Source organism: Paraburkholderia fungorum (assembly GCF_003610895.1).
Lineage (GTDB): Bacteria > Pseudomonadota > Gammaproteobacteria > Burkholderiales > Burkholderiaceae > Paraburkholderia > Paraburkholderia fungorum_B.
This window is the reverse complement of record NZ_MCAS01000023.1, coordinates 281,566-307,062: the sequence shown is the minus strand read 5'-3', so window position 1 is coordinate 307,062 and position 25,497 is coordinate 281,566. Positions and strand designations below refer to the sequence as shown.

Genomic DNA, 25,497 nt, shown 5'->3' with positions numbered 1-25,497 from the left:
ATGACATCGGCAACCTCATCTGCAACCTCGGCGGCGACCTCATCGGCTCACATCGGCGCAACGGGCGCGGGCGCTGCAGCCGGACGTGACACGCAGTCCGGCTTCGCGCTCGGCTTGCCGCCGCGACCCGCGTTGCTGTCGCGCCGGGCATGGCTTGCGCTAATCGCGCTGATCATCGTGTTCGGTCTCGGCGTGCCGTTCGCCACGCTGGTGGTCCCGGAGACGAGCGCGTTCCATCTGTCCGCGTACGCGATGACGATCACCGGCAAGTTCATGTGCTACGCGATTGCCGCGTTGGCGCTCGATCTCGTGTGGGGTTATTGCGGCATTCTCAGCCTCGGACATGCGTTGTTCTTTGCCCTGGGTGGTTACGCGATCGGCATGTACCTGATGCGCTCGATCGGCCACGAAGGCAAATATGGCAGCGATCTGCCTGACTTCATGGTGTTTCTCGACTGGCATCAACTGCCGTGGTACTGGCAAGGCACGCAGCATCTCGGTTACGCGTTGCTGCTGGTAGTGCTGGTGCCCGCCGTCGTTGCGTGGGTGTTCGGCTTCTTCACGTTCCGTTCGCGAGTGAAGGGCGTGTACCTGTCGATCATCACGCAGGCGATGACGTTTGCCGCCATGCTGCTGTTCTATCGCAACGAAACGGGTTTCGGCGGCAACAATGGGTTTACCGACTTCAAGCGCATCGGCGGTTTTCCGATCACGCATCCGGGCACACGCACTGCTCTTCTGCTGATCACGTTCGCGGTGTTGATTCTGGCCTTCATCGGCGCGCGGGCGATCGTCACGTCCAAGCTCGGCCGCGTGGTCACCGCGGTGCGTGACGGCGAAACACGCCTGATGTTCCTCGGCTACAGCCCGCTCGCGTACAAGCTGTTCGTATGGACCGTCTCGGCCATTTTGTGCGGGATTGCCGGAGCGTTGTACGTGCCGCAGGTCGGCATCATCAATCCGGGCGAGATGTCGCCGGGCAACTCGATCGAGATGGCAATCTGGGTTGCGGTGGGCGGGCGCGGCACGTTGATCGGACCGATCATCGGCGCGTTCGCGGTGAATGGTGCGAAGAGTTTTTTTACGGCGAACTTCCCTGAATACTGGCTGTTCTTTCTTGGTCTGATTTTCGTGCTGGTCCCGCTGTTGTTGCCGAACGGCATCATGGGGCTGATCGACATGGTCACGCGCAAGAGGAATCGCTCATGAACGAAAACCCGATGGTTCCCGATCTTGCGTTACCTGAAGAACCTGCTGAACGATCATTGAGCGGTGTCGCGAGCATGGGGCACGTGGTGGTGCCGGGCGAGATCGATATTTCGCACGGGACGATTCTGTACCTTGAAGACGTGACCGTCAGTTTCGATGGATTTCGCGCGTTGAACGCGTTGAGTCTCGCGATCGACGCGGGCGAGTTGCGTTGCATCATCGGGCCAAACGGCGCGGGCAAGACGACGATGATGGATGTCATCACCGGGAAGACGGAGCCGGACTCCGGCAAGGTTTTTTTGGGGCAATCGATTGATCTGACGCGGATGAACGAGCCTTCTATTGCGCGCGCCGGAATTGGGCGGAAGTTTCAGAAGCCGACCGTTTTTGAGCAGCATCCCGTTTGGGAAAATCTTGAGTTGGCTATGAAGGCCGACAAGGGATGGTGGGCTTCCTTGCGTGCGCGGCTGGATCGTGAGGCGCAAGCGAGAATTGAAGAAACGTTGACGTTGATTGGGCTTGAGAGTGAAGCGCGGCGGCTTGCTGGTGAGTTGTCACATGGGCAGAAGCAGCGGCTTGAGATCGGGATGTTGCTGATGCAGAAGCCGGCTCTGCTTTTGCTCGATGAGCCTGCGGCTGGCATGACTGATGACGAGACCATGCAGTTAGCTGAGCTGCTTAATCATTTGCGTGGGACGTGTTCGATGATGGTTGTTGAACATGATATGGAGTTTGTAGCGGCGTTGTCGGGGGACGCCGGGAAGGTGACCGTGATGGCTGAAGGACGTGTGCTTGCGCATGGGACTTTGGATGAGGTTAAGCGGGATGAAGTGGTGATTGAGTCTTATCTTGGGCGTTGAGTTTCTGGGTTTTTTTTTGCCTTTGCCGGCGGCATTGTTTGTGTGCTTATGGTGTTGGTTTTTTCTTGCTTTGTTAGTGGTCTGTTTTGGCTGTGGTTTTGCGGCGTTGGCCTTTCCTTGTTTTCTTAGTGGTCTATTGGCGTTGCCCCTGTGCGGGGCGGCACTTACTTTCTTTGCCGCCGCAAAGAAAGATAAGCAAAGAAAGCGGCTCACACCGCCAGCTCATAAGTGGGTCCCCTGGCTCGGAGGGGGTAGTGGTGCATCTGGAATCCGTGCCCTCGCACACTTCGCGTCAGTGACAAAGGACTCATCAGCTCCCACTCCGCACTACGTGCGTCGCGGATGGGTCTGCACGGGAAACCGGGGGCTTCGCTTTTTTGTTTGGTGGGGGCCATCGGCTGCGCCTCGGCGAAACACTACCGGGCTCATTGGCAACGCCTCGCCTCAGATGAAATGGCGATGCATCGCATTCACGGCACGACCGCACTTCTGCCAGCGGCGGCAGATGAACGAGAGTGAGGAAACTACGCAAACCGCGGGACCGAACGCGTGGCAGACGGTTTTATGAAGAACCGTTCGGCGCGCGCAGCGCCGCCGGAAGTATGACTGCCTTGTCACCGGAGCGGAGTGTGCGAGAACACAGATTCCAGATGCACCACTACCGTGGCTGTGCGGGGGACCCGCTTAAGAATTAGCGGTTTGAGCCGCTTTCTTTGCTTATCTTTCTTTGCGGCGGCAAAGAAAGTAAGTGCCGCCCCGCACAGGGGCAACGCTAATAAACCACTAACAAAGCAAGGAGAGGCCAAAGAAGTCACAACAAGGAAAGGCCAACGCCAAAAAAACAACCCCAAACAACCCGCCGAGCAGGCCAAAAACCATAGCCTCAAAGGAACACCAAAATGCTAGAAGTAGCAAACCTGAACCAGTACTACGGCGGCAGCCACATCCTCCGAGATGTAAAACTCACCGTGCCGGACGGCAAACTCACCGTCCTGCTCGGCCGCAACGGCGTCGGCAAAACAACCTTGCTCCGCTGCCTGATGGGCGTCGTCCAGACGAAAAGCGGCTCGATAGCCTGGCGCGGCACACCGATCACCAAACTGCCGACCTACTCACGCGTAGAAAAAGGCCTCGCCTACGTCCCACAAGGCCGCGACATCTTCCCCCGGCTAACGGTTGAAGAGAACCTGCTAGTCGGCGCAGCCAGCAAGAAAGCCCCCAAAAAAGTCCCAGACCGGATCTACGAACTGTTCCCAGTCCTGAAGGATATGCGCAGCCGTCGCGGCGGCGACCTCTCCGGCGGTCAGCAACAACAACTCGCAATCGGCCGCGCACTGATGAGCGATCCGCAATTGCTGATCCTCGATGAGCCCACCGAAGGTATCCAACCGTCGATCATTCAGGACATCGGCAGAACGCTGCGCCAACTGGTGGAAGAAATGGGTATGACCGTGCTACTCGTCGAACAGTATTACGACTTCGCCAAAGAGATCGCCGATCGATACTGGGTCATGAGTCGCGGTGAAATCGTCGCGGGCGGCGAAGGGGGCGACATGGATAAGGATGGGGTACGCGCACTGATCGCCGTCTAGCGGATGCAAGCCGTACCGCGTGCTATTCTCGCCACATCCGGCGACAACTCGGCTACTCGTTGCCTAATGCGTGCCGGCATCCTCTTCTTTGACGCGTCGACGCGCCCGCTCATTCGCACTTCCTTCGTATGTCGCTTCACGAAAATCACGCCGCACTCGCCACCGCGCAACATACCGCGCACTCGCAATGGCGCGCACGCCTCGAACTCGGCTTCGTCAGAGACGGCGAGCGGACCACGCTCAAGCATCGGCTGCATGACGGTCCGTTGCGCGTGCAACGACCGCTCTACCCGGAAGGCCATGCGATCTGTCATGCGGTCATCGTGCATCCGCCGGGTGGGATCGCAGGCGGCGATCATCTCGACATCGATGTTGCAGTGGGCGACGGTGCGCATGCAGTGATCACCACACCCGGCGCGACCAAGTGGTACAAATCCAATGGCCGTGCAGCCCAGCAAAAAATCGTGGTGCGAGTCGGCGAACACGCGAAACTCGATTGGCTGCCGCAAAACAACATCGTGTTCGATCATGCCAATGCCGAACTTCAATTCACGCTGATGCTCGCCGACGGCGCGACCGCCATCGGCTGGGATGCGACGCAACTCGGGCGGCAAGCGGCAGGCGAACGGTGGTCGGATGGTCGTCTAAGTGCCGTTTCGCGGATCGTCGGCACAAGTGGCGAATTATTGTGGCTCGAACGCGCAAGCCTGAACGCGAACGATCCCCTGCGGGATGCCGCGCAGGGCCTGGCGGAATTCCCGGCTTATGGCACGCTGTGGGCCGTCGGCGCGGCTTGCGACGACGCGCTTGCCGAGGCATTGACCGCGCAGCTCCCGTTTGACGATTCGATTCGCGCAGCGGCTTCCTGCGTGACTTCAGGCGTGCTGCTCGTGCGGGCGGTTTCGCGGTCGATGGAAACGCTACAACGCGCTTTGATCGAATGCTGGCTTCAGTTGCGCCCGGTCGTGCATGGCGTCGACGCGGCGCCGCTTCGAATCTGGTCGACGTGATTCAACCGGCCTACGTACCGGGCCGCACATCAGGCCTTTCACCTTCGTAAGACACCCTAAGCACCAATCTGGCGCATCGACCCGCTTCAAATCGGTGCACCGTCATGTCTTTCTCCCCGCCAGCTCATGCTGCACCGGCATGGCACATACCTTGCGTCGAAATCCCCCACGATGCTGCCGCACCTGACGACAGCCGGCCGCTTTACGCCACCCTTCTCGCCACCACCACCGCTCACCTGACATGATCCGTTCGACTCTTCGCCCCGCACGTCGCGCCTGGCTCGCCGCACTATTGCTCTCACCCATCCTCGCGATCCAGGCACCCGCCGCCCACGCGGACACGCTCGACAACATCGCCAAGGCAGGCGTGCTGAAAGTCGCCGTGCCGGAAGACTATCCGCCCTTCGGCTCGGTCGGTGCGGATATGAAGCCGCAAGGCTATGACATCGACACCGCCGCGATGCTCGCGAAGTCGATGAACGTGAAGCTCGAACTCGTACCGGTCAACAGTGCGAACCGCATTCCGTATCTGCAAACGGGCAAGGTCGATCTGGTCATCTCGTCGCTCGGCAAGACGCCGGAGCGCGACAAGGTCATCGATTTTTCAACGGCCTATGCGCCGTACTACCAGGGCGTGTTCGGTCCAGCCGACATCAAGGTCAGCGGCCCCGCGGATCTCACCGGCAAGACGGTCGGCGCCACGCGCGGCGCGCTCGAGGAAATCGGTCTCACGCAAATGGCGCCGAATGCCACCATCAAGCGCTTCGAAGATAACAACGCGACCATCGCCGCATTCCTCTCGGGCCAGGTGCAGTTGATCGCCGCAGGCAACATCGTCGCCGCCGCGATCCTCGCGAAAAATCCGCCACGCCGCCCGGAACCGAAATTCGTCATCAAGAATTCGCCGTGCTTCGTCGGCATGAACAAGAACGAGCCCCGCCTGCAACAGAAGGTCAATGCGGCAATCGCGCAAGCAAGGCAGGACGGCACGCTCAACGCGATGTCGAAGAAGTGGTTCGGTGCGCCGCTGCCGGCCGATCTGTAAGCACGTCGTTAGCCGGACTTGATACTGTGGCTGGCTTATCCGGCATTGCACCCGTCGTGGATTCATCCCGTGCGCCGCACGCGATCGGAGCGATGATGCGCAGTGCCTATCATTGTCGCGGCCGGTCCAGTTCGGGACCGGCGCAATCCAACGCAAACATTCGATGAAGCTGACACCTCGCGAGAAGGACAAGTTGCTGATCTTTACCGCCGCGCTGCTCGCCGAACGGCGCCGCGCTCGCGGTCTCAAACTGAATTACCCGGAAGCGATCGCCTTCATCAGCGCTGCGCTGATGGAAGCCGCCCGTGACGGCAAAACGGTCGCCGAGGTCATGCACTACGGCACCACGCTGCTGACGCGCGCCGACGTGATGGAAGGCGTGCCGGAAATGATCCCCGACATCCAGGTCGAAGCCACGTTCCCCGACGGCACCAAGCTCGTCACCGTTCATCACCCGATCCCCTAATCACGCAAGGCAGCCTCATGATTCCCGGCGAACTCCTCATCGACGACGGCGAACACGAACTCAACGCGGGCCGCGCCACTGTTACGGTGGTCGTGTCGAATACCGGCGACCGTCCGGTGCAGATCGGCTCGCACTACCACTTCTACGAAGTGAACGAGGCACTCTCCTTCGATCGCGAAGCGGCACGCGGCTTCCGGCTGAACATTGCGGCGGGCACCGCCGTGCGCTTCGAGCCCGGCCAGGAACGCACCGTCGAACTGGTCGAACTGGCGGGTGAGCGCATCGTCTACGGCTTCAACGGCAAGGTAATGGGCAAGCTCTGATACGCCGACTGCGCGTGCCTGCTCTGACCACCCTGCTCATTTCCGGACCCACACCATGACACTACGCATTGGCCGCCGCGCATACGCGGAAATGTTCGGCCCCACGACCGGCGACCGCGTACGCCTCGCCGACACCGAGTTGCTAATCGAAGTCGAACGCGACTTCACCATCTACGGCGAAGAAGTGAAATTCGGCGGCGGCAAAGTGATTCGCGACGGCATGGGCCAGTCGCAACGCGTGCACGCCGAGGTGGTCGACACCGTCGTGACGAATGCGGTGATTCTCGATCACTGGGGCATCGTCAAGGGGGACATCGGTATCAAGAACGGCCGCATTCATGCGATCGGCAAGGCCGGCAACCCCGATATCCAGCCGAACGTGACGATCGCGATCGGCGCCTCAACCGAGGTGATCGCCGGCGAGGGTTTGATCGTGACAGCGGGCGGCATCGACACGCACATCCACTTCATCAGCCCGCAGCAGATCGAAGAAGCGCTCGCGAGCGGCGTGACGACGATGCTCGGCGGCGGCACGGGTCCGGCCACGGGCACGAACGCGACCACCTGCACGCCGGGTCCCTGGCATCTCGAGCGCATGTTGCAGGCGGCCGATGGTTATCCGATGAACCTCGGCTTTCTCGGCAAGGGCAACGTGAGCCTGCCGGAGCCGGCACTCGAGCAGATCGCCGCGGGCGCGATCGGTCTGAAGCTGCACGAAGACTGGGGCACGACGCCGGCCGCGATCGACAACTGTCTTTCCGTCGCCGACGACACCGACACGCAGGTCGCGATCCACACGGATACGCTGAACGAAGCGGGTTTTGTGGAAGCGACCGTGGCCGCTTTCAAAGGCCGCACGATTCACACGTATCACACAGAAGGCGCGGGCGGCGGCCATGCACCGGACATCATCAAGGTCTGCGGCGAAGCGAACGTGCTGCCCTCGTCCACCAATCCGACGCGCCCGTACACCGTCAATACGCTCGAAGAACATCTCGACATGCTGATGGTGTGCCACCACCTGGACCCCTCGATTGCGGAAGATATCGCGTTTGCCGAGTCCCGTATTCGCCGCGAGACCATTGCCGCCGAAGACATCCTGCACGACCTCGGCGCGTTGTCGATGTTGTCGTCGGATTCGCAGGCCATGGGCCGCGTGGGCGAAGTGATCATCCGCACCTGGCAGACCGCGCACAAGATGAAAGTGCAACGTGGCGCGCTACCTGAAGACAACGCACGCCACGACAATTTCCGCGCGAAGCGTTACGTCGCCAAGTACACGATCAATCCGGCCATCACGCATGGCATCGCGCACGAAGTCGGTTCGATCGAACCGGGCAAGTGGGCCGATCTGGTGTTCTGGGAACCGGCGTTTTTCGGCATCAAGCCGTCGCTGATCCTGAAGGGCGGCATGATCGCAATGGCGCAGATGGGCGACCCGAACGCGTCGATTCCAACGCCGCAACCGGTCCACTATCGCGAGATGTTCGCGACGCGCGGCGGCGCATTGGGACGCACGTCCCTGACTTTCGTTTCGCAGATGGCAGCGGAGGCGGGCGTCGGCGAACGCTATGGTCTGAACAAGCGTATCGTTGCGGTCAAGAACTGCCGCAACATCACGAAGGCCGACATGATTCACAACGCGTGGCGCCCGGCGATCAGCGTCGATCCGGAGACGTATCAGGTGATCGCCGACGGTCAGTTGCTGACTTGCGAGCCGGCAACCGTACTGCCGATGGCGCAACGTTACTTCCTGTTCTAAACCATGCGCACTCTCGACAAACTGATCGCGCCGCATCTGAAGCTGGCACCTGTGCTGGTGAAGCGCGCGCCCACCCTGACGCTCGCGTTCGACGACCGTCGCAAGAGCCGTCTCGCGGCAACGCTCGACAACGGCGAAGAAGTCGCGCTGCTGCTGCCGCGCGGCACGGTGCTGCGCGACGGCGATGTGCTGGTCGCCGACGATGGCGGCCTGGTGCGCGTAGTCGCCGCGCCCGAGGCGGTGCTGGTCGTCCGCGCGAAAGATGCGTTGACGCTGACGCGCGCCGCGTATCACCTCGGCAATCGTCATACGCCCGTTGAAGTCGGCGCGGACTATCTGAAGCTTGAATACGATCCCGTGCTGGCCGACATGCTCAAGCGCATCGGCGCAAGCGTGGACCAGGTGTCGATGCCGTTCCAGCCGGAGTCCGGTGCGTACGGCGGCGGCCACAAGCATGGTCACGACGAGAGCTTCGCGGAAGACTATGCGCTCGCACAGCAGGTGTTCGGCGAGCATCATGGGCATTCGCACGATCATGCCCATGGACAGAGTCGCGGTCATTCGCATGATCACGAGCATGGGCACGACCACCCGGATCACGGGCACGATCACAGCCATGCGCAGGGCCACGACCACCCACACGATCACGGCGGCGACGACCACGTCCACGACGAATCGTGCGGCCACGCGCATCACCCCCACCATGCGCATCGCTGAACTCACCGCGCTGCTGCATCTTGCGTCGCCGGCGCTGCCGATCGGCGCGTTCAGCTACTCGCAAGGTCTCGAAGCCGCGATCGAAGCGCAACTCGTGACCGACGCCGATTCCGCACGCGACTGGATCGCAAGCGGTTTAACCGATGTACTCGCGCGCGGCGAGCTGCCGTTTCTCGCACATCAAATGGAACGCTGGCGTGCGCACGACGCGGACGGCCTGAAGGAAGCGAACAGCGAATTCCTGGCAAGCCGTGAGTCCGCCGAACTCAGACGCGAAACGGAACAGATGGGCTGGTCGCTACGGCAATTGTGCGTCGCGCTGGAATGGGGCGACGCCGAGCGCCGCGCGACGCTGGCATCGCTCAAGCCTCTCGCCCAACCCACGGCGTTCGCCTTCGCCGCTTTCGCGCACGACGCAGCGCCTGACGCGGCGCTTGCCGCCTATGCCTTCAGCTGGGTGGAAAACCAGGCCGCCGCCGCCTTGAAAGCAGTACCGCTCGGCCAACTCGCGGGGCAACGCATTATCGTCGCGTTGCGCGAGCCGATCGACGCCGCCGTCGCGCGCGCATTGGCCACGTCACCGGACAACATCAACACCTTCGCGCCGCAATTAGGCATTCTGTCGGCGCGTCACGAGTCGCAGTACTCGCGACTCTTTCGCTCATAAGAAGATCCATCATGAACGCACCTCACCACCCCGCTCACCCGCCTGTTCGCACGAAGAAGCTGCCGCCGCTGCGCGTGGGCGTCGGCGGCCCGGTCGGCTCGGGCAAAACCACGCTGCTCGAAATGCTCTGCAAGGCGATGCGCGAACAGTACGACCTCGTCGCGATCACTAACGACATCTACACGAAAGAAGATCAGCGTCTATTGACGGTGGCCGGCGCATTGCCCGCTGAACGGATCATGGGCGTCGAAACGGGCGGCTGCCCCCACACCGCGATTCGTGAAGACGCATCGATCAATCTTGAAGCCGTCGACCGCATGCTGACGCGGTTCCCCGATGCCGACATCGTCTTTATCGAATCGGGCGGCGATAACCTGGCGGCAACCTTCAGCCCGGAACTGTCGGACCTGACGATTTATGTGATCGACGTGGCCGGCGGCGAGAAGATTCCGCGTAAAGGCGGCCCGGGCATCACGAAATCGGATCTGCTGGTGATCAACAAGACCGATCTCGCACCGATGGTCGGCGCGAATCTGGAGGTGATGGCATCGGACGCGAAGAAAATGCGCGGCGAGCGACCCTTCGTGATGTGCAATCTGAAGGCGCTCGACGGACTGGATGTCGTGGTGAAGTTTATCGAGAAGAAGGGGCTGTTGAAGGCTTGAGGCCCGAGGGGCGCTTTGAGCCTTTGGAGCCCTTTGACGCCTTGGAGTCGAGGCGCATGCGCGCCTCCCCTCATTCCGGCAACAACGCCATCAGCACATCCACCGTCCGTGCCGTCGCGCCACGATGGCGCGCGGCAAACGCCGAAGCCGCGCCGCCCATCGCCAGCCGTCGGGCCTTGTCGCCGAAAAGCTCGCGCAGCGCCCGTGCCAGATCGGCCGGATCCTGCACCTGCACCGCCGCACCCGCCGCCACGGCATCCGCCGTGGCTTGCGTGAAGTTGAACACGTGTGGCCCGATCAACACCGGCACACCGACCGCGCAGGCCTCGATCAGATTCTGCCCGCCCAGCGGCAGCAAGCTCCCGCCGATAAACGCCAGATCCGAAGCGGCATAGTAGGCGCCCAGTTCGCCCATCGAATCGCCGAGCAGCACGTTCACGTCCGAAGACAGCGCGGGTACACCACCGCCCGCAGATGAAGCTGCAGCCGACGCCACCGTCGCCGCGGGCGCCCAGGCCGAGCGCCGCTCGAGTCGCAAACCGGCCTTCTCGACCGAGGCCGCCACTTCGTTAAACCGTTGCGGATGACGCGGCACCAGGATCAGCAATGCATCGCCGACATCAAGCGCGGCGAACGCCTGCAGCACCAGTTCCTCTTCGCCTTCACGCGTACTGGCCGCGACCCACACCGGCCGCGTGCCGATCGCCGCACGCCACGCATGGCCACGCGCGGCCAGCTCCGGCGGCGTGCTCATGTCGAACTTCAGATTGCCGAGCACCGTGACGTTACGCGCACCGAGCGCCGTGAGCCGCTCCGCATCCGCGGGACTCTGCGCCAACACCCGTGCAAATCCGCCGAATACGTCTTTCGTCGCATGACCAAACCTGGCCGCGCGCTTATACGAGCGCGCCGACATCCGCGCATTGGTCAGCACGAGCGGCACATCCGCGCGACGGCATTCGTCGATCAGCGTGGGCCACACTTCGGTTTCCATCACCAGACCGAGCGCCGGCCGCCACGTCCGCAAGAAACGCTGCACCGCGTGCGGCATGTCATACGGCAAATAGCTGCGCAACACACGGTCGCCGAAAATCTGCTCGCCGGTGGCACGGCCACTCGGCGTCATGTGTGTCAGAAGAATTCGTGCGTCGGGACGCGCCTCGATCAACGCGTCGATCAGCGGTTGCGCGGCACGCGTCTCGCCCACCGACACCGCATGCACCCAGATCAGCGGCGCACTGTCTTCCGGCAGCCGGCCGCGCGCATAACCGAAACGCTCGGCGATATGCTCGCGATAACCACGCTCCTTGCGCGAGCGAATCAGCAGGCGCAGCACGGCAAGCGGCGCGACGATCCACCAGAGCGCGTTGTAAATCGCCCTCAGCATCGGAACTCCGCACACCCGGACATGAACCCGAGTGAAGGCGCGAGTCTCAACGTACGATAGAAACAGACAGCGGCGCTCAAACCAGCGCCCTGCTCTTCAGGCGCTCGAGAATGCCGAGCGGCGCGCAGTCCGGCTGCGCCATCGCCTTGACCGGCAGGAAGAAAGTCTGCTCCAGCATGAACTGCCCGGACATCACCGCATGCGAAGTCTGGTCGGAGAAGCACACCCACACGCTGCCCGGCGGAAACGGCATGGTCTCCTGCGGGCTCGACTTCTGATACTCGAGATCGGCCTTCATGCTGTCGTGCAGATTCAGCATCAGATGGTCGTATTCGCTGCGCGGCGATTTGGTGACGTGCAACAGGTTCAGCAGCCACGCCGAGCCCGGCATCTGCGGCTTGATGCGCGGCAGGAAGCGCCTGGCCATGTCCTCGAACGGTTCGCCGACGCGCCATACGCGCGGCTCGCCATTCGGATTCACGTTGGTGAATACGCGCAAGATGCGCTCGCCATAATTCGGCCGCGACGGAAAGGCGTCCACGTGCAAACGGCTATCGTCCTTACGCCAGGACGTCTCGCGCCCTTCCACCTGATGCAGCCGCAGGCTCGTCGGCGCGACGCGCAACTTGCCGTTGTATTCGGGGAACAGCCCGTCGACGAGCGTGCGCGCATTGGACTGATAGCGCGCGATCAACGCGCGCACCGCCGATTGCGTAACCGCGTCGCCAGCCACGCCGTGCAGGGCGCCGCCGTTCGGCTCGAGACTAATGTTCTTGCGGCTCGGATCGGCCAGCGCGGGATCGAGCAAGGCCTGCTCGCCGCCTTCGATGGCAAAGCGCAGGTTCGGGAAATACAGCACTTTGCCGCGTTCCACGCCGGCCAGCAGCGTCTCGCGCGGCACGGACAGATTGCGTCCGTGCCAGTCAGCGTTCGCTACTTCGATGATCTGGGTTTCGTTCATGGTCGCCCTTGAAAACGGATGGCGCGCAAGGCGAAGCACGCCACGCTACAGCATTACAGCAGGCCGAAACCGGCCAGCGCGGACTTGACTTCCTGCAGCGTGGGCGGCTTGCCGGCCGTGCCGAGATTGACGACGTTCGGCGACCAGTAACCGCCGGTACGCCACGCGGTGGCGAAATTGTACAACTCGACCGTCGGCCGCTTCAGCGCCGCCGCAATATGCACTAGACCTGTGTCAACGCCAACGGTCGCGGCAGCGCCTTCGATCAGGCCGACCACCGCCGGCAACGACAATCTGGGCGGCACGATGGCCGCGCCGCCGAATTCCTTCGCCAGACGTTCGCTGGTGGCGCGTTCTTCCTCGCTGCCCCACGGCAGCACGATCGAGGCGCCGCGCCGCACCAGAGACTGGCCGAGTTCGATCCACGCCGCATCGGGCCATTGCTTGTCAGCGCGCGAGGTGGCGTGCACGAACACCACGTAAGGCACCGGCAGATTCAGATTCGCCTCAGACAAGGCCAGCGCCGCGCGCCCCGTGTCGATGCCGAAATCGATATCGTCCGTGGGTTGCGGCTGCGGATCGCCCAGCGCCGCGGCCACCAGTTGGCGCGTACGCTCGACCACATGGGTGCGCCGCTCGATCGGCACCCGCTTGTCGTAGAAAAAGCGCACCGGCCATTCGAAACCCGCACCGTCGGTGCGGTTGGCGAGGCCGACGAGCGGTCCGCGCGCCAGGCTCGCAACCCACGCGGTTTTGATGAGCCCCTGGCAGTCGATCACAAGGTCGTAGTTCTCCGCCGCCAGAGCGCGGCGGAACGCGCCGATCTCGCGCCAGTTGTCGAGCGAGAGGATGCGCTTGCGCCAGCGCCGCAGCGACACGGGAATGGCCCGCCGCACGCCGCTGACGAGCTCCACGAGCCCGACGAAGCTCTCTTCGACGAGCCAGTCGATCTGGGCGCCGGGATGGCGGCGTCGAATGTCGGCGATCACCGGCATGTTGTGAACGACGTCGCCCAATGACGACACCCGCACGATCAGTATCTTTTGCACGCTCAAGTGTGGGAAAACCGGCTATCCGGCCCAAAGATGCGTTGAGAGAGCCCCCGAACCTGCCGCTTCGCGCCAAGCCCCCCGAGGGGTGAGAAAACTTGGGGTAGCCCGGCGTTTTCTCACGAGGAGCGCAATTCTAGCGCGACACAGGTAAATGGCATGAAAAAACGCGGCGCGGTAAGTGAAACCCGCGCCGCGCTCGATAGCAGTCGCGGTTCGCCTCGAACCGCGCCGCCGCTACTGCGTTCAGAACGGCAGCTTCGCGTCTGGCTTTTCCGTCATGATGACGCGGCGGAAGTCTTCCTGAATGCGCTTAAGCGCTGCGTCGCTATCGGCTTCGAAACGCATCACCACCACCGGCGTGGTGTTCGACGAGCGCGCGAGGCCAAAACCGTCCGGGTACTCGACACGCAGACCGTCGATCTTGATGACCTCGTCCGCGCCGGTAAAGGTGGCGTTCTGCTGCAACCGTGCGATCAGTTCGAAGTTTTCGCCTTCTTCGAGCTTCAATTGCAGTTCTGGCGTGGAATTCGAGTTCGGCAGCGAGTTCAACAGCTGGCTCGGATCGGCCACGCGCGTGAGGATTTCCAGCAGACGCGCGCCCGTGTACAGGCCGTCGTCGAACCCATACCAGCGGTCTTTGAAAAACACGTGGCCGCTCATTTCGCCGGCCAGCGGCGCGCCGGTTTCGCGCAGCTTCGCCTTGACCAGCGAGTGGCCAGTTTTCCACATCAGCGGTTCGCCGCCCTTGTCCTTGACCCATTTCGCAAGATTGCGCGTGCATTTCACGTCGTAAATGATCTGCGCGCCCTTGTTGCGCGACAGCACTTCTTCGGCGAACAGCATCAGTTGGCGGTCCGGATAAATGATCTGGCCGTCTTTGGTGACGACACCGAGCCGGTCGCCGTCGCCGTCGAACGCGAAACCGATTTCAGCGTCGGTTTCCTTCAGCGCGCGAATCACGTCCTGCAGATTCTCGGGGTGAGCCGGGTCCGGGTGATGGTTCGGGAAGTTGCCGTCGATTTCGGTGAATAGCTCAACCAGCTCGCAGCCCAGCTTCCTGAAGAGCTTCGGTGCGAGGCCGCCCGCCACGCCGTTGCCGGTGTCGACCACGATCTTGATCGGACGGGCAAGCTTGACGTCGCTCGTGATGCGATCCAGATAGGCATCGGCAATGTCGTACTCGGCGTACGTGCCGCTGCCTTCCGAGAAATCCTCGTCGACAATGCGCTGATGCAGCGCGAGGATCGCCTCGCCGTAAATGGCCGCGCCGCGCAGGACCATCTTGAAGCCGTTGTAGTCAGGCGGATTGTGGCTGCCCGTCACGACGATGCACGAATCGACGCGGCGTTCGCCGCCGTCGAGCTTCAACGGCACGCTGGCCGCGAAGTAGCCGACCGGTGTCGGCACCATGCCGACGTTGACCACGTCGACACCGGCTGCACGCAAACCGTCCGACAGCGCCTGAACCAGCTCGGGACCCGAGAGGCGTCCGTCACGCGCGACCACCACGGCGTCGCCGCCTTGCGCCCGCACTTCGCTGCCGAACGCACGGCCGATCGAACGCGCCGCATCGGCGTCGAGCGTCTTGCCGATTACGCCGCGAATGTCATACGCCTTGAAAATAGATTTGGAGATCATGTTGGCTCACTTGCGTGCAATGGAAAATTTTGACCGGCGCATTGCCGAGGGATCGGTAAAACACTCTGCAAACCGGGCGATGCGCCCTTGCCGGAAGCGATCCGGTTCCAACTTATAATTGCGCCTTTCGGACCTGCCTTATAGACGCCTATTCTAATGCTTAGACGCCCTCCTTTTGGAAAGTTGCCGCGACAGCCGGCCTGCGGGTGGGCGTTCGTGCACGTTGCCGCCGGGCAAACCACACAAACCACACACGCCGCTCAAGCCGCGCCGCTCGCGCGCCCGGCCCAACGGGTCCGCCGGGTGTCCACCGGATGTTGACGCTCAAACGCTTCGCCAATCCCGACGTCACGCGCGCCTTCACCAACATCGTCTGGCTCGGGCTGGAGCGGCTCACGCAGATCGGCGTGGCGATCGTGATCAGCGGCATGCTGGCGCGCTACTTCGGGCCGGACACCTTCGGCAAATGGCAGTATGCGAACACGCTGCTGCTGGTGCTTTCGCCGATCACGTGGGTGTGTGGCGCGGAAATTCTGGTTCCCACCATTGTCGGGCGGCCGCCAACCCAGTTGGGCACGGTGCTCGGCAGCGCCTTCGCGCTGCGCTTTTCGGTTTCCGTCGCGGCGCTGCTGCTGACCTGGCTCGGCATCGCCTTGCACTTTTTCGAGCCGCTGGTGGGCGCCATGCTCGCCGGTCTCGCGGTGACGATGCTGTTTCGCGAGCCGTTCGTCGGCGTGATCAATGCGTGGCTGCAAAGCATGACGTACAGCAAGCCGCAGTTGCTCACCAGCATGAGCACGGCGGTGCTGAAGGCCGGCTTCGTCTATCTGCTGGTGCGCGCGGCGGCAACGCCCGCACGCTTTGGCTGGCTGTGGGCCGCTGAATCCGCGCTAATCGGCGCGGTCCTGCTGGTCTACTACATCCGCCGGCATGGTGGCCAGCTCGGCTGGCGCCTCGAGCGCCCGCTCTTCAAGCACTTCGCCACCGCCGGCACGGTGTTCTGGCTCGGCCTGATCTGTATGTATCTGTTCCTGAAACTGGACAGACTGATGCTCGAGCGGGCCATTTCCTTCGCCGACCTCGGGCGTTACTCCGCCGCGCAGCAGTTGAACGAAAACTGGATCACGCTCGCGCTGATGCTCGCGCAGACAATCGCGCCCGCCTTCGTCTACCGCGTGCAGGATGCCGCGCACTTGCGCCGCAACGTGTGGCGGCTTACCGCCATGACCGCCGCGTTGATGGTGAGCGGCGCGATCGTGCTGGATCTGCTGGCCGGCTTCATCATCCGCCGCGTGTTCGGACCGGACTTTGAAGGCGCCATCGACATTTTCCGCTGGGCCGTGTGGCTGTCCGTGCCGGCCGGTATCGAGGCGATCGGCAATCTGATCGTGCTGAAATATCAGGCCAAATTCGTGTTGCTCTCGAAGTGGCTGCTGGCGCTGGCCGTCGCGTTCATCGTCAATCTGCTGGCGATTCCGCGGCTTGGCGCTTACGGTGCGCTGGTGGGCCTCGCGGCCGGTTATCTCGCCGCCGCGTCAGTCAATCTTTATTACATTCGTTTCAAATTGCGCACATGACGAATTCATCCGCCGCCGCGCATGACTCCCTCGACGATGTCGCCGTCCTGATGCCCGCGTACAACGGCCAGGCCGACGTCGATCTCACGCTGGCCTCGTTCAGCGAAAGCGCGCTGGTCCACGTACTGATCGTCGACGACGGCAGCACGCCGCCCATCGTCGCGCCGGCGCTCCCGAACATGCAGATCGAAGTGTTGCGCATGCCGCAGAACGGCGGCATCGAACGCGCGCTGCAAACCGGCGTCGACGCCCTCGCGCAGCGCGGCTTTCGCTACGCGGCCCGCATCGACGCGGGCGACCGCAGCGTGCCGCAACGGCTCGCTAAACAGCGCGCCTTCATGGAGTCGCATCCGCAAGTGGCGGGGCTCGGCATGTGGACCCAGGTCGTCACGCGTGAAGGAAAACCGCTATTCATGCTGACACCGCCCGCCGGGCCGGATCAGATCCGGCGTCTGCGCTTCTTCCGGTCATGCCTCGCGCATCCGTCGATGATGCTGCGCATCGACGCGGTCCGCGCGGTCGGCAACTATCGCGCGGCGTATCCTTCCGCCGAGGATCTCGATCTGTTCGTGCGCCTGATGGAACGCTACGACTGCGCGAATCTGCCGGAGCTCGGACTCTATTACGAGCTGAACGAAAGCGGCATTAGCGCCACCAAACGGCGCCGTCAGGTCAACTCGACGCTACGGCTGCAACTGCGCTACTTCAACGCCGCCAATCCCTACGACTGGTTGGGTCTCGCTAAAAATCTGCTGCACCTGGTGACGCCCTACCGCGCCTTGCAACGGGTCAAACGCGCCTTGCTCGCGCCGCGCGCGAGTCATTGATTCCGCCATGCGCTCATTCACCCTGCCACTTACCGTCGAGCCTGTTCACGCATGAAGCCAGCCTTTAAGTCGACGCCCGCGCTACGCATTACACTCGTCTGTAACACCGCCTGGGCAATCTATACGTATCGGCAAGGGCTGATCCGCATGCTGGTGGGACGCGGCGTCGACGTCACGGTGCTCGCGCCACGCGACCGCACGTTCGGGCTGCTCACCGCAATGGGGTGCCGCTGCATCGAATTGCCCGTGGCGTCCAAAGGCACCAGTCCACGCGAAGACCTGCGCACGCTTTTGTCGTTATATCGTCTGTATCGCAGCATCCGGCCGCACGTCGTGTTCCACTACACGATCAAGCCGAACATTTACGGCTCCGTCGCCGCGAAACTGGCGGGCGTGCAGTCGGTCGCGGTGACCACCGGGCTCGGTTACGTCTTTATCCAGCAGAGCCGCGCGGCTCAGGTCGCCAAAAAACTGTACCGTTTCGCCTTCCGTTTCCCGCGCGAAGTCTGGTTTCTGAATCGCGACGACCAGGCTGCGTTTGTCGAGCAGAATTTGTTGGTGCATCCTGAGCGGGCACGCCTGCTGCATGGCGAAGGCGTCGATCTCGAACAGTTCGCCTTCACGCCGCTGCCGGAGCGCGCGGAGTTCAGGTTCGTGCTGATCGGACGGCTCCTGTGGGACAAAGGCGTCGGCGAATACGTCGAAGCCGCGCGGCGTTTGCGTGAGCGTTATCCCCAGGCGCGGTTCCAGTTACTCGGGCCGGTCGGCGTGGACAACCCTAGCGCGATTACGCGCGAAGAAGTCGCCGCGTGGGAGCAGGAAGGCGTCGTCGAGTATCTGGGCGAGGCGCACGACGTGCGGCCGTTCATCGCCGACGCGGACTGCGTGGTCCTGCCGTCCTATCGTGAGGGGGTGCCTCGCACGCTGATGGAAGCCTCTGCGATGGGACGGCCCATTGTCACGACCGACGTGCCAGGCTGCCGCGAAGTGGTGGCTGACGGTGTCAACGGATTGCTGTGCGAAGTACGCAATGCGGAAAGTCTCGCGGCCAGGCTGGCCCAAATGCTCGATATGAGCGGCGCCGAACGCCGTTCAATGGCTGAACGCGGTCGACAGAAAGTCGCGCAAGAGTTCGACGAACGCGTCGTCGTCGAAACATATAAAGACCTGGTGCAAAAAATGACGGGCGTTTTACTTTAACGGAGTAACAGAATGACCACGAAGGGTACGATTCTGGTAACGGGCGGTGCAGGATTTATCGGCTCGCACACATGCGTCGAACTGCTCAACGGCGGTTACGACGTCGTGGTAATCGACAATCTCGTGAACAGCAATCGCGAATCGCTGCGGCGCGTGGAGAAGATCACCGGTAAGCCCGTGACCTTTTACGAAGCCGACGCGCGCGACGAAGCGGCGCTCAACCGTATTTTCGACGCTCATCCGATCACCGGTGCAATCCACTTTGCCGCGCTCAAAGCGGTGGGCGAATCGGTCGCCAAACCCGTCGAGTACTACAGCAATAACGTCGGCAGTTTGCTGGCGTTGCTCGGCGTGATGCGCGATCGCAATGTGAAGCAGTTCGTGTTCAGCTCTTCGGCGACGGTCTACGGCGTGCCGAAGAGTTCGCCAATCGACGAATCGTTTCCGCTGTCGGCCACCAATCCTTATGGGCAATCGAAGCTGATTGCCGAGCAGGTCTTGCGTGATCTGGAAGTGGCGGATGCTTCCTGGCGGATTGCGACACTGCGCTACTTCAATCCGGTCGGCGCGCATGAGAGCGGTCTGATTGGGGAAGATCCGGCCGGCATCCCCAACAATCTGATGCCGTATGTGGCCCAGGTCGCAGTGGGTAAGCTGGAAAAGCTGCGCGTATTCGGCGGCGATTACGAGACACCGGACGGCACCGGCGTGCGGGACTATATCCACGTTGTAGACCTGGCGCGCGGACACTTGGCTGCGCTGGATGCGCTCGTCAAGCGTGATGCCAGTTTCGTCGTGAATCTCGGAACCGGCCAGGGCTATAGCGTGATCGACGTCGTCAAGGCGTTCGAGAAGGCTGCCGGCAGGCCCGTGCCTTACGAGATCGTGGCTCGCCGCCCGGGCGACGTGGCTTCATGTTTTGCGGATCCCGCCGCGGCCCTGGAAGTGATTGGCTGGCGCGCAGAGTATGGGATCGAAAGGATGTGCGCGGATCATTGGCGGTGGCAGTCGACGAACCCGCGCGGCTTCGCCTGAATGAAGTAAAGGTCGACAGCGCAACGAGTTGCCTGGCAGGGACTCAACCGCTGTCGATCATCCCGATCTCGCATGGCATGTGTTCCATGTCGAACAGTCTTCAGAACGTCCATTGTGCTCATTGACGACGTTCGCTAATTTCAGAAAAAAAATCGGCTCGATATTGAGCCAGATGTTCGACCTCAATCTCCGCAATTAGCGAACTTTCTCGCCTTTATAAACCGGTATCGCCTATTTCGAATCCGCTCGAATTCGAATCGTAAAAGATCGTCAATTCAGTTTTATTCCGCCACCCTGCCGCGTTGATTCGTACTCTTTGTGCGGATAGGACCTAATTCATTCCTACCATATTGAGAATACTTTTCTGATCGTTTCGCAGGCCTACATATATATCCATTTTCAGTGTGCGCTATCACACAGAGCCATTGGCGCTGTGAAGACAAGATCAAACCGCAGGGGTACCTCCATCTAGCTGAACCGTCCCATCACGCCTACCAGAATCTCGCCCACGGGAACAGACACATGAAAGACATCGTTCATATCACGGAAGCCTTCGGAGGGGGGGTTCTGTCGATGCTAGTCGAGCTTTCCAATCGGGCCGCTGAGGCCGGGGCAAATGTTTCAGTCATTTATTCATTGCGGCGGGAAACGCCGCATGATTTCGCGCGGCTGTTTCATCCAAAAGTCAAAATGACGTATGTCGCGATGTGCAGGGAGATCAGTTTCAAGAAGGACTGGTCGAGCCTGCGCGCGTTGGTTCAGAACCTCCGCGACCGCAATCCCGAAGTCATTCACCTCCATTCTTCGAAAGCGGGCGCGCTTGGACGCGCCGCGGCCAAGATCGCGTCTCCTCACGCCAAGGTGCTGTATTCGCCGCACGGTCCCGCCTTCCTGCGGCGCGATGTATCGGCCACGAAGCAGTTTGCTTATTTGAGCTTCGAGCGCCTCGCCAACTACATCGGCGGAACGATCGTCGCCTGTTCGCGCAGCGAGCTGCATGAGATCAAGGGCAGAGTTCACGCGCGCGCCGCAATCATGATTGAGAACGGAGTCGACATTAGTGAAATCCCGGTGCACTGCCAACGCAGCGACGATAAGGTTGTGATCGGCATGACAGGGCGCGCGTCCTTCCAGAAGAACCATGAGGTGTTCATTCAACTGGCGAATGAACTCCAGGATCGCTCGGTCAGCTTTGTCTGGATAGGCGGCAACACAGAAGACGTGCCGGAACGTTACCAGGGTGATGCCGTCACGTGCAGCGGCTGGGTTACCCGTGAGCGGGCATTGGAGTTGATGTCCCGGCTGGACGTCTATGTGCAGACCTCCCGCTGGGAAGGCATGCCGCTCGCGCTAATCGAAGCACAGGTCGCGGGTATTCCCGCGGTTGTCACCAACGTGGTCGGCAATCGCGATGTCGTTATTCACGGTGTGACCGGCTTTGTGGCGTCAAACGCCGAGGAAATGGCGATCTATCTTGCTCTGCTCCGCGACAACTGGACGCTTAGGCAGCAAATGGGTGCGGCCGCGAGAAAGCGGGCCATGGCGCGTTTCTCAATGGACGCGATCTTTCGCGAATGGCAACAGCTTTACGGCCTTGCCGACGAGCGGAATACCAATAAAGAACCCATGATTGCCGACATCGCGCTTCCTTATGAAGTCAATCGCTAAATCTGGCTTCCGGGAGACAACGGTGTGAAGAATATGGTCCCAGCTACCCCTACGTTCATCTACAACGGCCGGTTCGCCACTCAGAAGACGACCGGCGTACAGCGCGTCGCACGTGAGCTGATCGCCGCGCTTGGCCATTTGCCCAACAACGGCGAAGTCACCGTCGTCGTTCCGCCACAACAAGCGCTTCAGTCCGTGGGGGGGAGTACAAACACAGTCGAGATCGGATTCGGAAAAGGCGTGTTCTGGGAGCAACTCGTTCTCCCCGTGTTTGCCGGCCGGCATCGCATTGTCAATCTCAGCAACTCGGCTTCGATCTTCCGTTTCAATCAGGTTATCTACATGCACGATGCGGCGGTGTTCGATACCCCCGCTCATTTCTCGTGGCGCTTTCGGGCCTGGTACAGGCTGATGTTCTGGATTCTTGCGCGAACCTCGAGTTGCGTGGTCACCAATTCGAACTTCTCACGACAGCGTCTCGCGCATCACTGCGGGGTGCCGGCAGAGCGAATCAACGTGGTTCCGCTTGGCGCGGATCATCTGGACGCAATCGCACCCGATGCCAGCGTGTTGCATGAACACGGCCTGATATCGAAGCGTTTCGTGCTCGCGGTCAGCAGCAGGAATCCCACCAAAAACTTTGGCCGGATACTGGAAGCCTTCCGCCAACTCGGCGATCCGACGATCGATCTGGTCATTGTCGGGATGAAGAACGCAAGCGTGTTTGGCAATGTCGAGGACGTTCAAGGCGTCGCGCCCAACGTCAAAGCAGTGGGGTATATCAGCGACGAGAAACTCAAAGCGCTGTATCAGCACGCGCACTGCTTTGTCTATCCATCGATCTACGAGGGATTCGGTATCCCGCCGCTCGAGGCAATGCGAAGCGGCTGCCCCGTTATCGTGGGCCGGTCCACTGCATTACCGGAAACCTGCGGGGATGCAGCGCTCTATTGCGACCCCTACTCGTCAGAAGATATTGCCGACCAGCTGCGCACACTGCTGCGCTCGCCTGAATTGAGGGCGACGTTGATAGAACGAGGTCATACGCACGCCGCCAAGTACCGTTGGGGTAGAAGCGCGGAAATGCTTTCGCAGGTTATCGATCGATCCCGGCGCGACGTCTGACTTCGGCTTTTTTGTCTCGCAACCCCTGCCGGCCTTCCGGATCAAGGTCCAGGGTGGGTGGCGCACTCGCAGGTCATATTCCAACGTAAAGGGGAGCATCAGTGAGGTTAGGCATCTATTGCGATTCGGGCGTCAACGGTGGCCACGAGGAAATGCTCAAGCGGCTTGTTCTCGCACTTGTAAAGTGCCCGGGCATTGTCAGCCTACACATTCTCGTGCCTGACGCGAATGAACCCATGTCCGCCTTTGCCAGAAATATCGCCGGGCGGCATCGTCAGGTCACTGCCGTCTCATTGCCCTTCACCACCGAGTTGATTCAACACAATCCTTTTGCGCTGTTGTCGGCGACGTGGCGAACGGCTGCGCTATTGCGCACACTTCATCTGTCGAAACTCGTTATCGCCCAGGGAACCATCGTGTCTGCTCTCGCCGGCGTGCTCGCCGCGCGCTTGACGCGAACGATAGCCGTCAGCTATATCCCACTGGTCGATGAGGATGCCGATGCGGGAGCGCCTGCGGCGCAGCGTATCAAAGCGCTGGTTAAACGCGCGCTGTACCAGCTACCGCAGCAGTACATCACGCTAAACGATCATCTGCGCGGAAAGCTCCTGAAACAGGCGCCACGAACGCCTATCGCGATTCTGGAAAACTGCGTCGACGACAAGTTCAGCAATACTGCTCTCACGCGCGACGCGGCGCGCAGCGTGCTTTCTTTGCCGCAGAGTGGAAAGTTTATTTGCACACACATTGGCCGGATTCACTTTCAGCATAAGCGGCAAAACTTCCTGCTCGCTGCCATAGAACGGAATCCGGATGCGTTTGTCGATACGCTTGTGCTTATTGTCGGCGACGGCCCGGACGCCGGGAAGTTGCGGCAAGCAGTAAAAGGCAGCGAGGTTCTGTCCCGATGCGTCAGGATCATCGGTCCGCAATCCGACGTACTGCCCTATATCGTGGCCAGCGACGTCATCGTGCTGCCTTCGGCCTATGAGGGTGTGCCGCTCGTCATGATCGAGGCCATTCTGGCAGGCCGCCCTATCGTTGCATCGGACGTGCCGGCACTCGGATCGTACCTGCCCGCGGAATTGCTGTTTCCCGCTCACGATCATGACGCGTTCGTCGAAAAAATATTCTCCGCGCGGGCCTATCCGCTCACCGAGCTGACCGATTCTTTTCGACTACGGTTTTCCCGCGAAGCATTCGACGCCCAAGCTCAGCGTGTACTACTGCAGACCGTGCCGCAACGCTGCTTTACGGACCATCTTAAACACAATCCCTCTGATCTCGGCACAAAGTAACGATCGGTCGAGCACAAACGTTACGCCGAAAACCACCGCGCCAAGCGTAACCTCTGCAATCAGCCTCAAGACATGTCCCGTTGACGAGGCGTCAAGCAGTTCCGAAGCAATCAGAACACTTGCCACCATTGGCATCGTCATTCTTAACGGCACGAAGCACGCATTGAGGAACTCTCCGAAACTCGGTCCCAGTACGCGCTTTAGCATGAACCGGTACATCGGCAGGATCGTCATTGCTTCGACCGCGAAAAGCGCAATCGCAACGCCCAGCGCGCCGCCCAGATAGGCGCCAATGATAATGGCGGGCAACATCGCCACCGTTTTCATCAGGTTGAACCAGAAACTCACGCGGATGTTCGCCGTCGCCATCATCAGCGACGCAACCGGATTGCCCAGGCAGCGAAATGCGCCCACGAGGCAGAGCACTCTCAGAACCGGCGTAGCCCAGAGCCACTTTTCGCCGAACATGCACACGACGAAATCCGGCGCCACGACCATAAGCCCGAATACCAGCGGAAAGTTGAACATAGCGATAAAGCCCGTCAGCTTGTAGTAGTTCTGACGAAGCTTGGCCGTGTCGTCCTGGATAATGGAAAAGACGGGAAAGAGTACGCGCGTAAAGAATGGATTGAGTCTTGCCGGAAAATTGACAGCGCAATTGAGCGCCAGGTTATAGCCGCCCAGCGTGGCCGCACCTAACGCCCGGCCCGCTACGATGCCGCCAAAATTGGAGTTCAGGTAATTCACCATCGAGTCCATGGCCTGGAAAACGCCGAAGCTGAGATACGACCTGGTCTCCGATAACCTGAAGTGCAATCCGGGTTTGTGCAGCTTGCGCCCGTTAAGATTGAGCAGCACCACGCGGCACACCGCGGCGGTCAGCGCGCCGATAACCGGCGAGTACGCACCGTAGCCCCGCAACGCGGCGACAAGCGTCGTAATGAACAACACCATGCTCGACGCGACCTCGATCTTCGACAGCATGTCGAACATCAGTTCACGCGCCATCAGCGACTGGTAAAGCAAGCCATGGGGTGAGACGAAGAACATCAGTGCGGCGAGAGCGACCAGCGTCTTAAGCTCGGGCTCCGAAAAAAACCACGCAGCCAATCCGCTACCCGCGAGCAGAATTCCGCCCAGCACCGCACCAAACAGTACGTTGAGCCAGTACAGCGAGGAAAGCTCGTTCGGCGCTACATTCTTGCGCTGCACGATCGCCGTACTCAAGCCCATATCGAGAAACATATCGGCAAGCGTCGTCACCAGCGAAACCATACTCGCCAATCCCAGCTGGCCCGGTTTCAGCAGGTGCGCAAGTATCGCCACCTGCAGAAACTGGACGCTGATGATCGAGATCATTGATGCAGCCGACCACTTTGCCCCCGAAATCGCCTTCTCACGTAATGACATTAT

General features: G+C 61.2%; 23 protein-coding genes. 18 read left to right on the top strand and 5 right to left on the bottom strand.

Annotated elements, in window-relative coordinates:
* The 11 genes from urtC to ureG all read left to right on the top strand — a co-directional run bounded on the left by urtC (position 1) and on the right by ureG (position 10,316).
* Positions 1-1,209, top strand: coding sequence for an urea ABC transporter permease subunit UrtC (urtC, locus tag BCY88_RS22100; protein WP_120346301.1), 1,209 nt, complete (start codon positions 1-3; stop codon positions 1,207-1,209).
* Positions 1,206-2,069, top strand: a complete 864-nt coding sequence (gene urtD / locus BCY88_RS22095) for an urea ABC transporter ATP-binding protein UrtD (RefSeq protein ID WP_120346300.1) — start codon at positions 1,206-1,208, stop codon at positions 2,067-2,069. Before urtC ends, urtD begins: the two co-directional genes overlap by 4 nt.
* 899 nt (positions 2,070-2,968) lie before the next feature.
* Complete coding sequence (gene urtE, locus BCY88_RS22090; protein WP_120346299.1) at positions 2,969-3,661, top strand: urea ABC transporter ATP-binding subunit UrtE; 693 nt, start codon at positions 2,969-2,971, stop codon at positions 3,659-3,661.
* A gap of 128 nt (positions 3,662-3,789) precedes the next feature.
* A complete protein-coding gene (locus tag BCY88_RS22085; RefSeq protein WP_120346298.1) occupies positions 3,790-4,671 on the top strand; it encodes an urease accessory protein UreD in 882 nt (293 codons plus the stop codon).
* 241 nt (positions 4,672-4,912) lie between these two features.
* Positions 4,913-5,716: a transporter substrate-binding domain-containing protein gene (locus BCY88_RS22080; protein WP_120346297.1), complete on the top strand. Its 804-nt coding sequence runs from the start codon at positions 4,913-4,915 to the stop codon at positions 5,714-5,716.
* Positions 5,717-5,879: 163 nt separating this feature from the next.
* The gene (gene ureA, locus BCY88_RS22075) at positions 5,880-6,182 is read left to right on the top strand and encodes an urease subunit gamma (RefSeq protein WP_074286085.1); all 303 of its coding nucleotides are present in this window, start codon (positions 5,880-5,882) and stop codon (positions 6,180-6,182) included.
* A 17-nt stretch (positions 6,183-6,199) separates the two neighbouring features.
* Positions 6,200-6,505, top strand: a complete 306-nt coding sequence (locus BCY88_RS22070) for an urease subunit beta (RefSeq protein WP_120346296.1) — start codon at positions 6,200-6,202, stop codon at positions 6,503-6,505.
* A gap of 55 nt (positions 6,506-6,560) precedes the next feature.
* Positions 6,561-8,267: an urease subunit alpha gene (gene ureC, locus BCY88_RS22065; RefSeq protein WP_120346295.1), complete on the top strand. Its 1,707-nt coding sequence runs from the start codon at positions 6,561-6,563 to the stop codon at positions 8,265-8,267.
* Positions 8,268-8,270: 3 nt separating this feature from the next.
* Complete coding sequence (gene ureE / locus BCY88_RS22060) at positions 8,271-8,984, top strand: urease accessory protein UreE (RefSeq protein WP_120346294.1); 714 nt, start codon at positions 8,271-8,273, stop codon at positions 8,982-8,984.
* Complete coding sequence (locus tag BCY88_RS22055; RefSeq protein WP_120346293.1) at positions 8,971-9,651, top strand: urease accessory protein UreF; 681 nt, start codon at positions 8,971-8,973, stop codon at positions 9,649-9,651. The genes ureE and BCY88_RS22055 overlap by 14 nt, the downstream gene beginning before the upstream one ends.
* An 11-nt stretch (positions 9,652-9,662) precedes the next feature.
* Complete coding sequence (gene ureG / locus BCY88_RS22050; RefSeq protein WP_097391600.1) at positions 9,663-10,316, top strand: urease accessory protein UreG; 654 nt, start codon at positions 9,663-9,665, stop codon at positions 10,314-10,316.
* A gap of 70 nt (positions 10,317-10,386) precedes the next feature.
* Here the strand turns inward: ureG and waaA are convergent, their stop codons facing one another.
* From waaA to BCY88_RS22030, 4 genes are all read right to left on the bottom strand, one after another.
* Positions 10,387-11,703 (bottom strand): lipid IV(A) 3-deoxy-D-manno-octulosonic acid transferase, encoded by a 1,317-nt coding sequence (gene waaA / locus BCY88_RS22045; RefSeq protein ID WP_120346292.1) that lies wholly within the window; start codon positions 11,701-11,703, stop codon positions 10,387-10,389.
* Between the two features lie 76 nt (positions 11,704-11,779).
* The gene (locus BCY88_RS22040) at positions 11,780-12,664 is read right to left on the bottom strand and encodes a Kdo hydroxylase KdoO (RefSeq protein WP_120346291.1); all 885 of its coding nucleotides are present in this window, start codon (positions 12,662-12,664) and stop codon (positions 11,780-11,782) included.
* A 53-nt stretch (positions 12,665-12,717) separates the two neighbouring features.
* Complete coding sequence (gene waaC / locus BCY88_RS22035) at positions 12,718-13,719, bottom strand: lipopolysaccharide heptosyltransferase I (RefSeq protein ID WP_120346290.1); 1,002 nt, start codon at positions 13,717-13,719, stop codon at positions 12,718-12,720.
* Between the two features lie 240 nt (positions 13,720-13,959).
* A complete protein-coding gene (locus BCY88_RS22030; protein ID WP_120346289.1) occupies positions 13,960-15,354 on the bottom strand; it encodes a phosphomannomutase/phosphoglucomutase in 1,395 nt (464 codons plus the stop codon).
* A 314-nt stretch (positions 15,355-15,668) separates the two neighbouring features.
* Between BCY88_RS22030 and BCY88_RS22025 the strand changes: the two genes are divergently transcribed.
* The 7 genes from BCY88_RS22025 to BCY88_RS21995 all read left to right on the top strand — a co-directional run bounded on the left by BCY88_RS22025 (position 15,669) and on the right by BCY88_RS21995 (position 24,084).
* Positions 15,669-16,931 (top strand): oligosaccharide flippase family protein, encoded by a 1,263-nt coding sequence (locus BCY88_RS22025; protein WP_120346288.1) that lies wholly within the window; start codon positions 15,669-15,671, stop codon positions 16,929-16,931.
* On the top strand, positions 16,928-17,758 hold the full coding sequence (locus tag BCY88_RS22020; protein ID WP_120346287.1) for a glycosyltransferase: 831 nt from the start codon (positions 16,928-16,930) through the stop codon (positions 17,756-17,758). The genes BCY88_RS22025 and BCY88_RS22020 overlap by 4 nt, the downstream gene beginning before the upstream one ends.
* 51 nt (positions 17,759-17,809) lie before the next feature.
* Positions 17,810-18,958 carry a glycosyltransferase family 4 protein gene (locus tag BCY88_RS22015; protein WP_120346286.1) on the top strand — a complete coding sequence of 383 codons (1,149 nt, stop codon included), beginning with the start codon at positions 17,810-17,812 and terminating at the stop codon, positions 18,956-18,958.
* 12 nt (positions 18,959-18,970) lie between these two features.
* A complete protein-coding gene (gene galE / locus BCY88_RS22010) occupies positions 18,971-19,993 on the top strand; it encodes a UDP-glucose 4-epimerase GalE (RefSeq protein WP_120346285.1) in 1,023 nt (340 codons plus the stop codon).
* Between the two features lie 522 nt (positions 19,994-20,515).
* Positions 20,516-21,661: a glycosyltransferase gene (locus BCY88_RS22005; protein WP_120346284.1), complete on the top strand. Its 1,146-nt coding sequence runs from the start codon at positions 20,516-20,518 to the stop codon at positions 21,659-21,661.
* Between the two features lie 33 nt (positions 21,662-21,694).
* Positions 21,695-22,786: a glycosyltransferase family 4 protein gene (locus BCY88_RS22000; protein ID WP_120346283.1), complete on the top strand. Its 1,092-nt coding sequence runs from the start codon at positions 21,695-21,697 to the stop codon at positions 22,784-22,786.
* Between the two features lie 236 nt (positions 22,787-23,022).
* A complete protein-coding gene (locus BCY88_RS21995) occupies positions 23,023-24,084 on the top strand; it encodes a glycosyltransferase (RefSeq protein ID WP_259461479.1) in 1,062 nt (353 codons plus the stop codon).
* Here the strand turns inward: BCY88_RS21995 and BCY88_RS21990 are convergent.
* On the bottom strand, positions 24,010-25,494 hold the full coding sequence (locus BCY88_RS21990; protein ID WP_120346281.1) for an MOP flippase family protein: 1,485 nt from the start codon (positions 25,492-25,494) through the stop codon (positions 24,010-24,012). The genes BCY88_RS21995 and BCY88_RS21990 overlap by 75 nt on opposite strands.
* Positions 25,495-25,497: the final 3 nt, after the last annotated feature.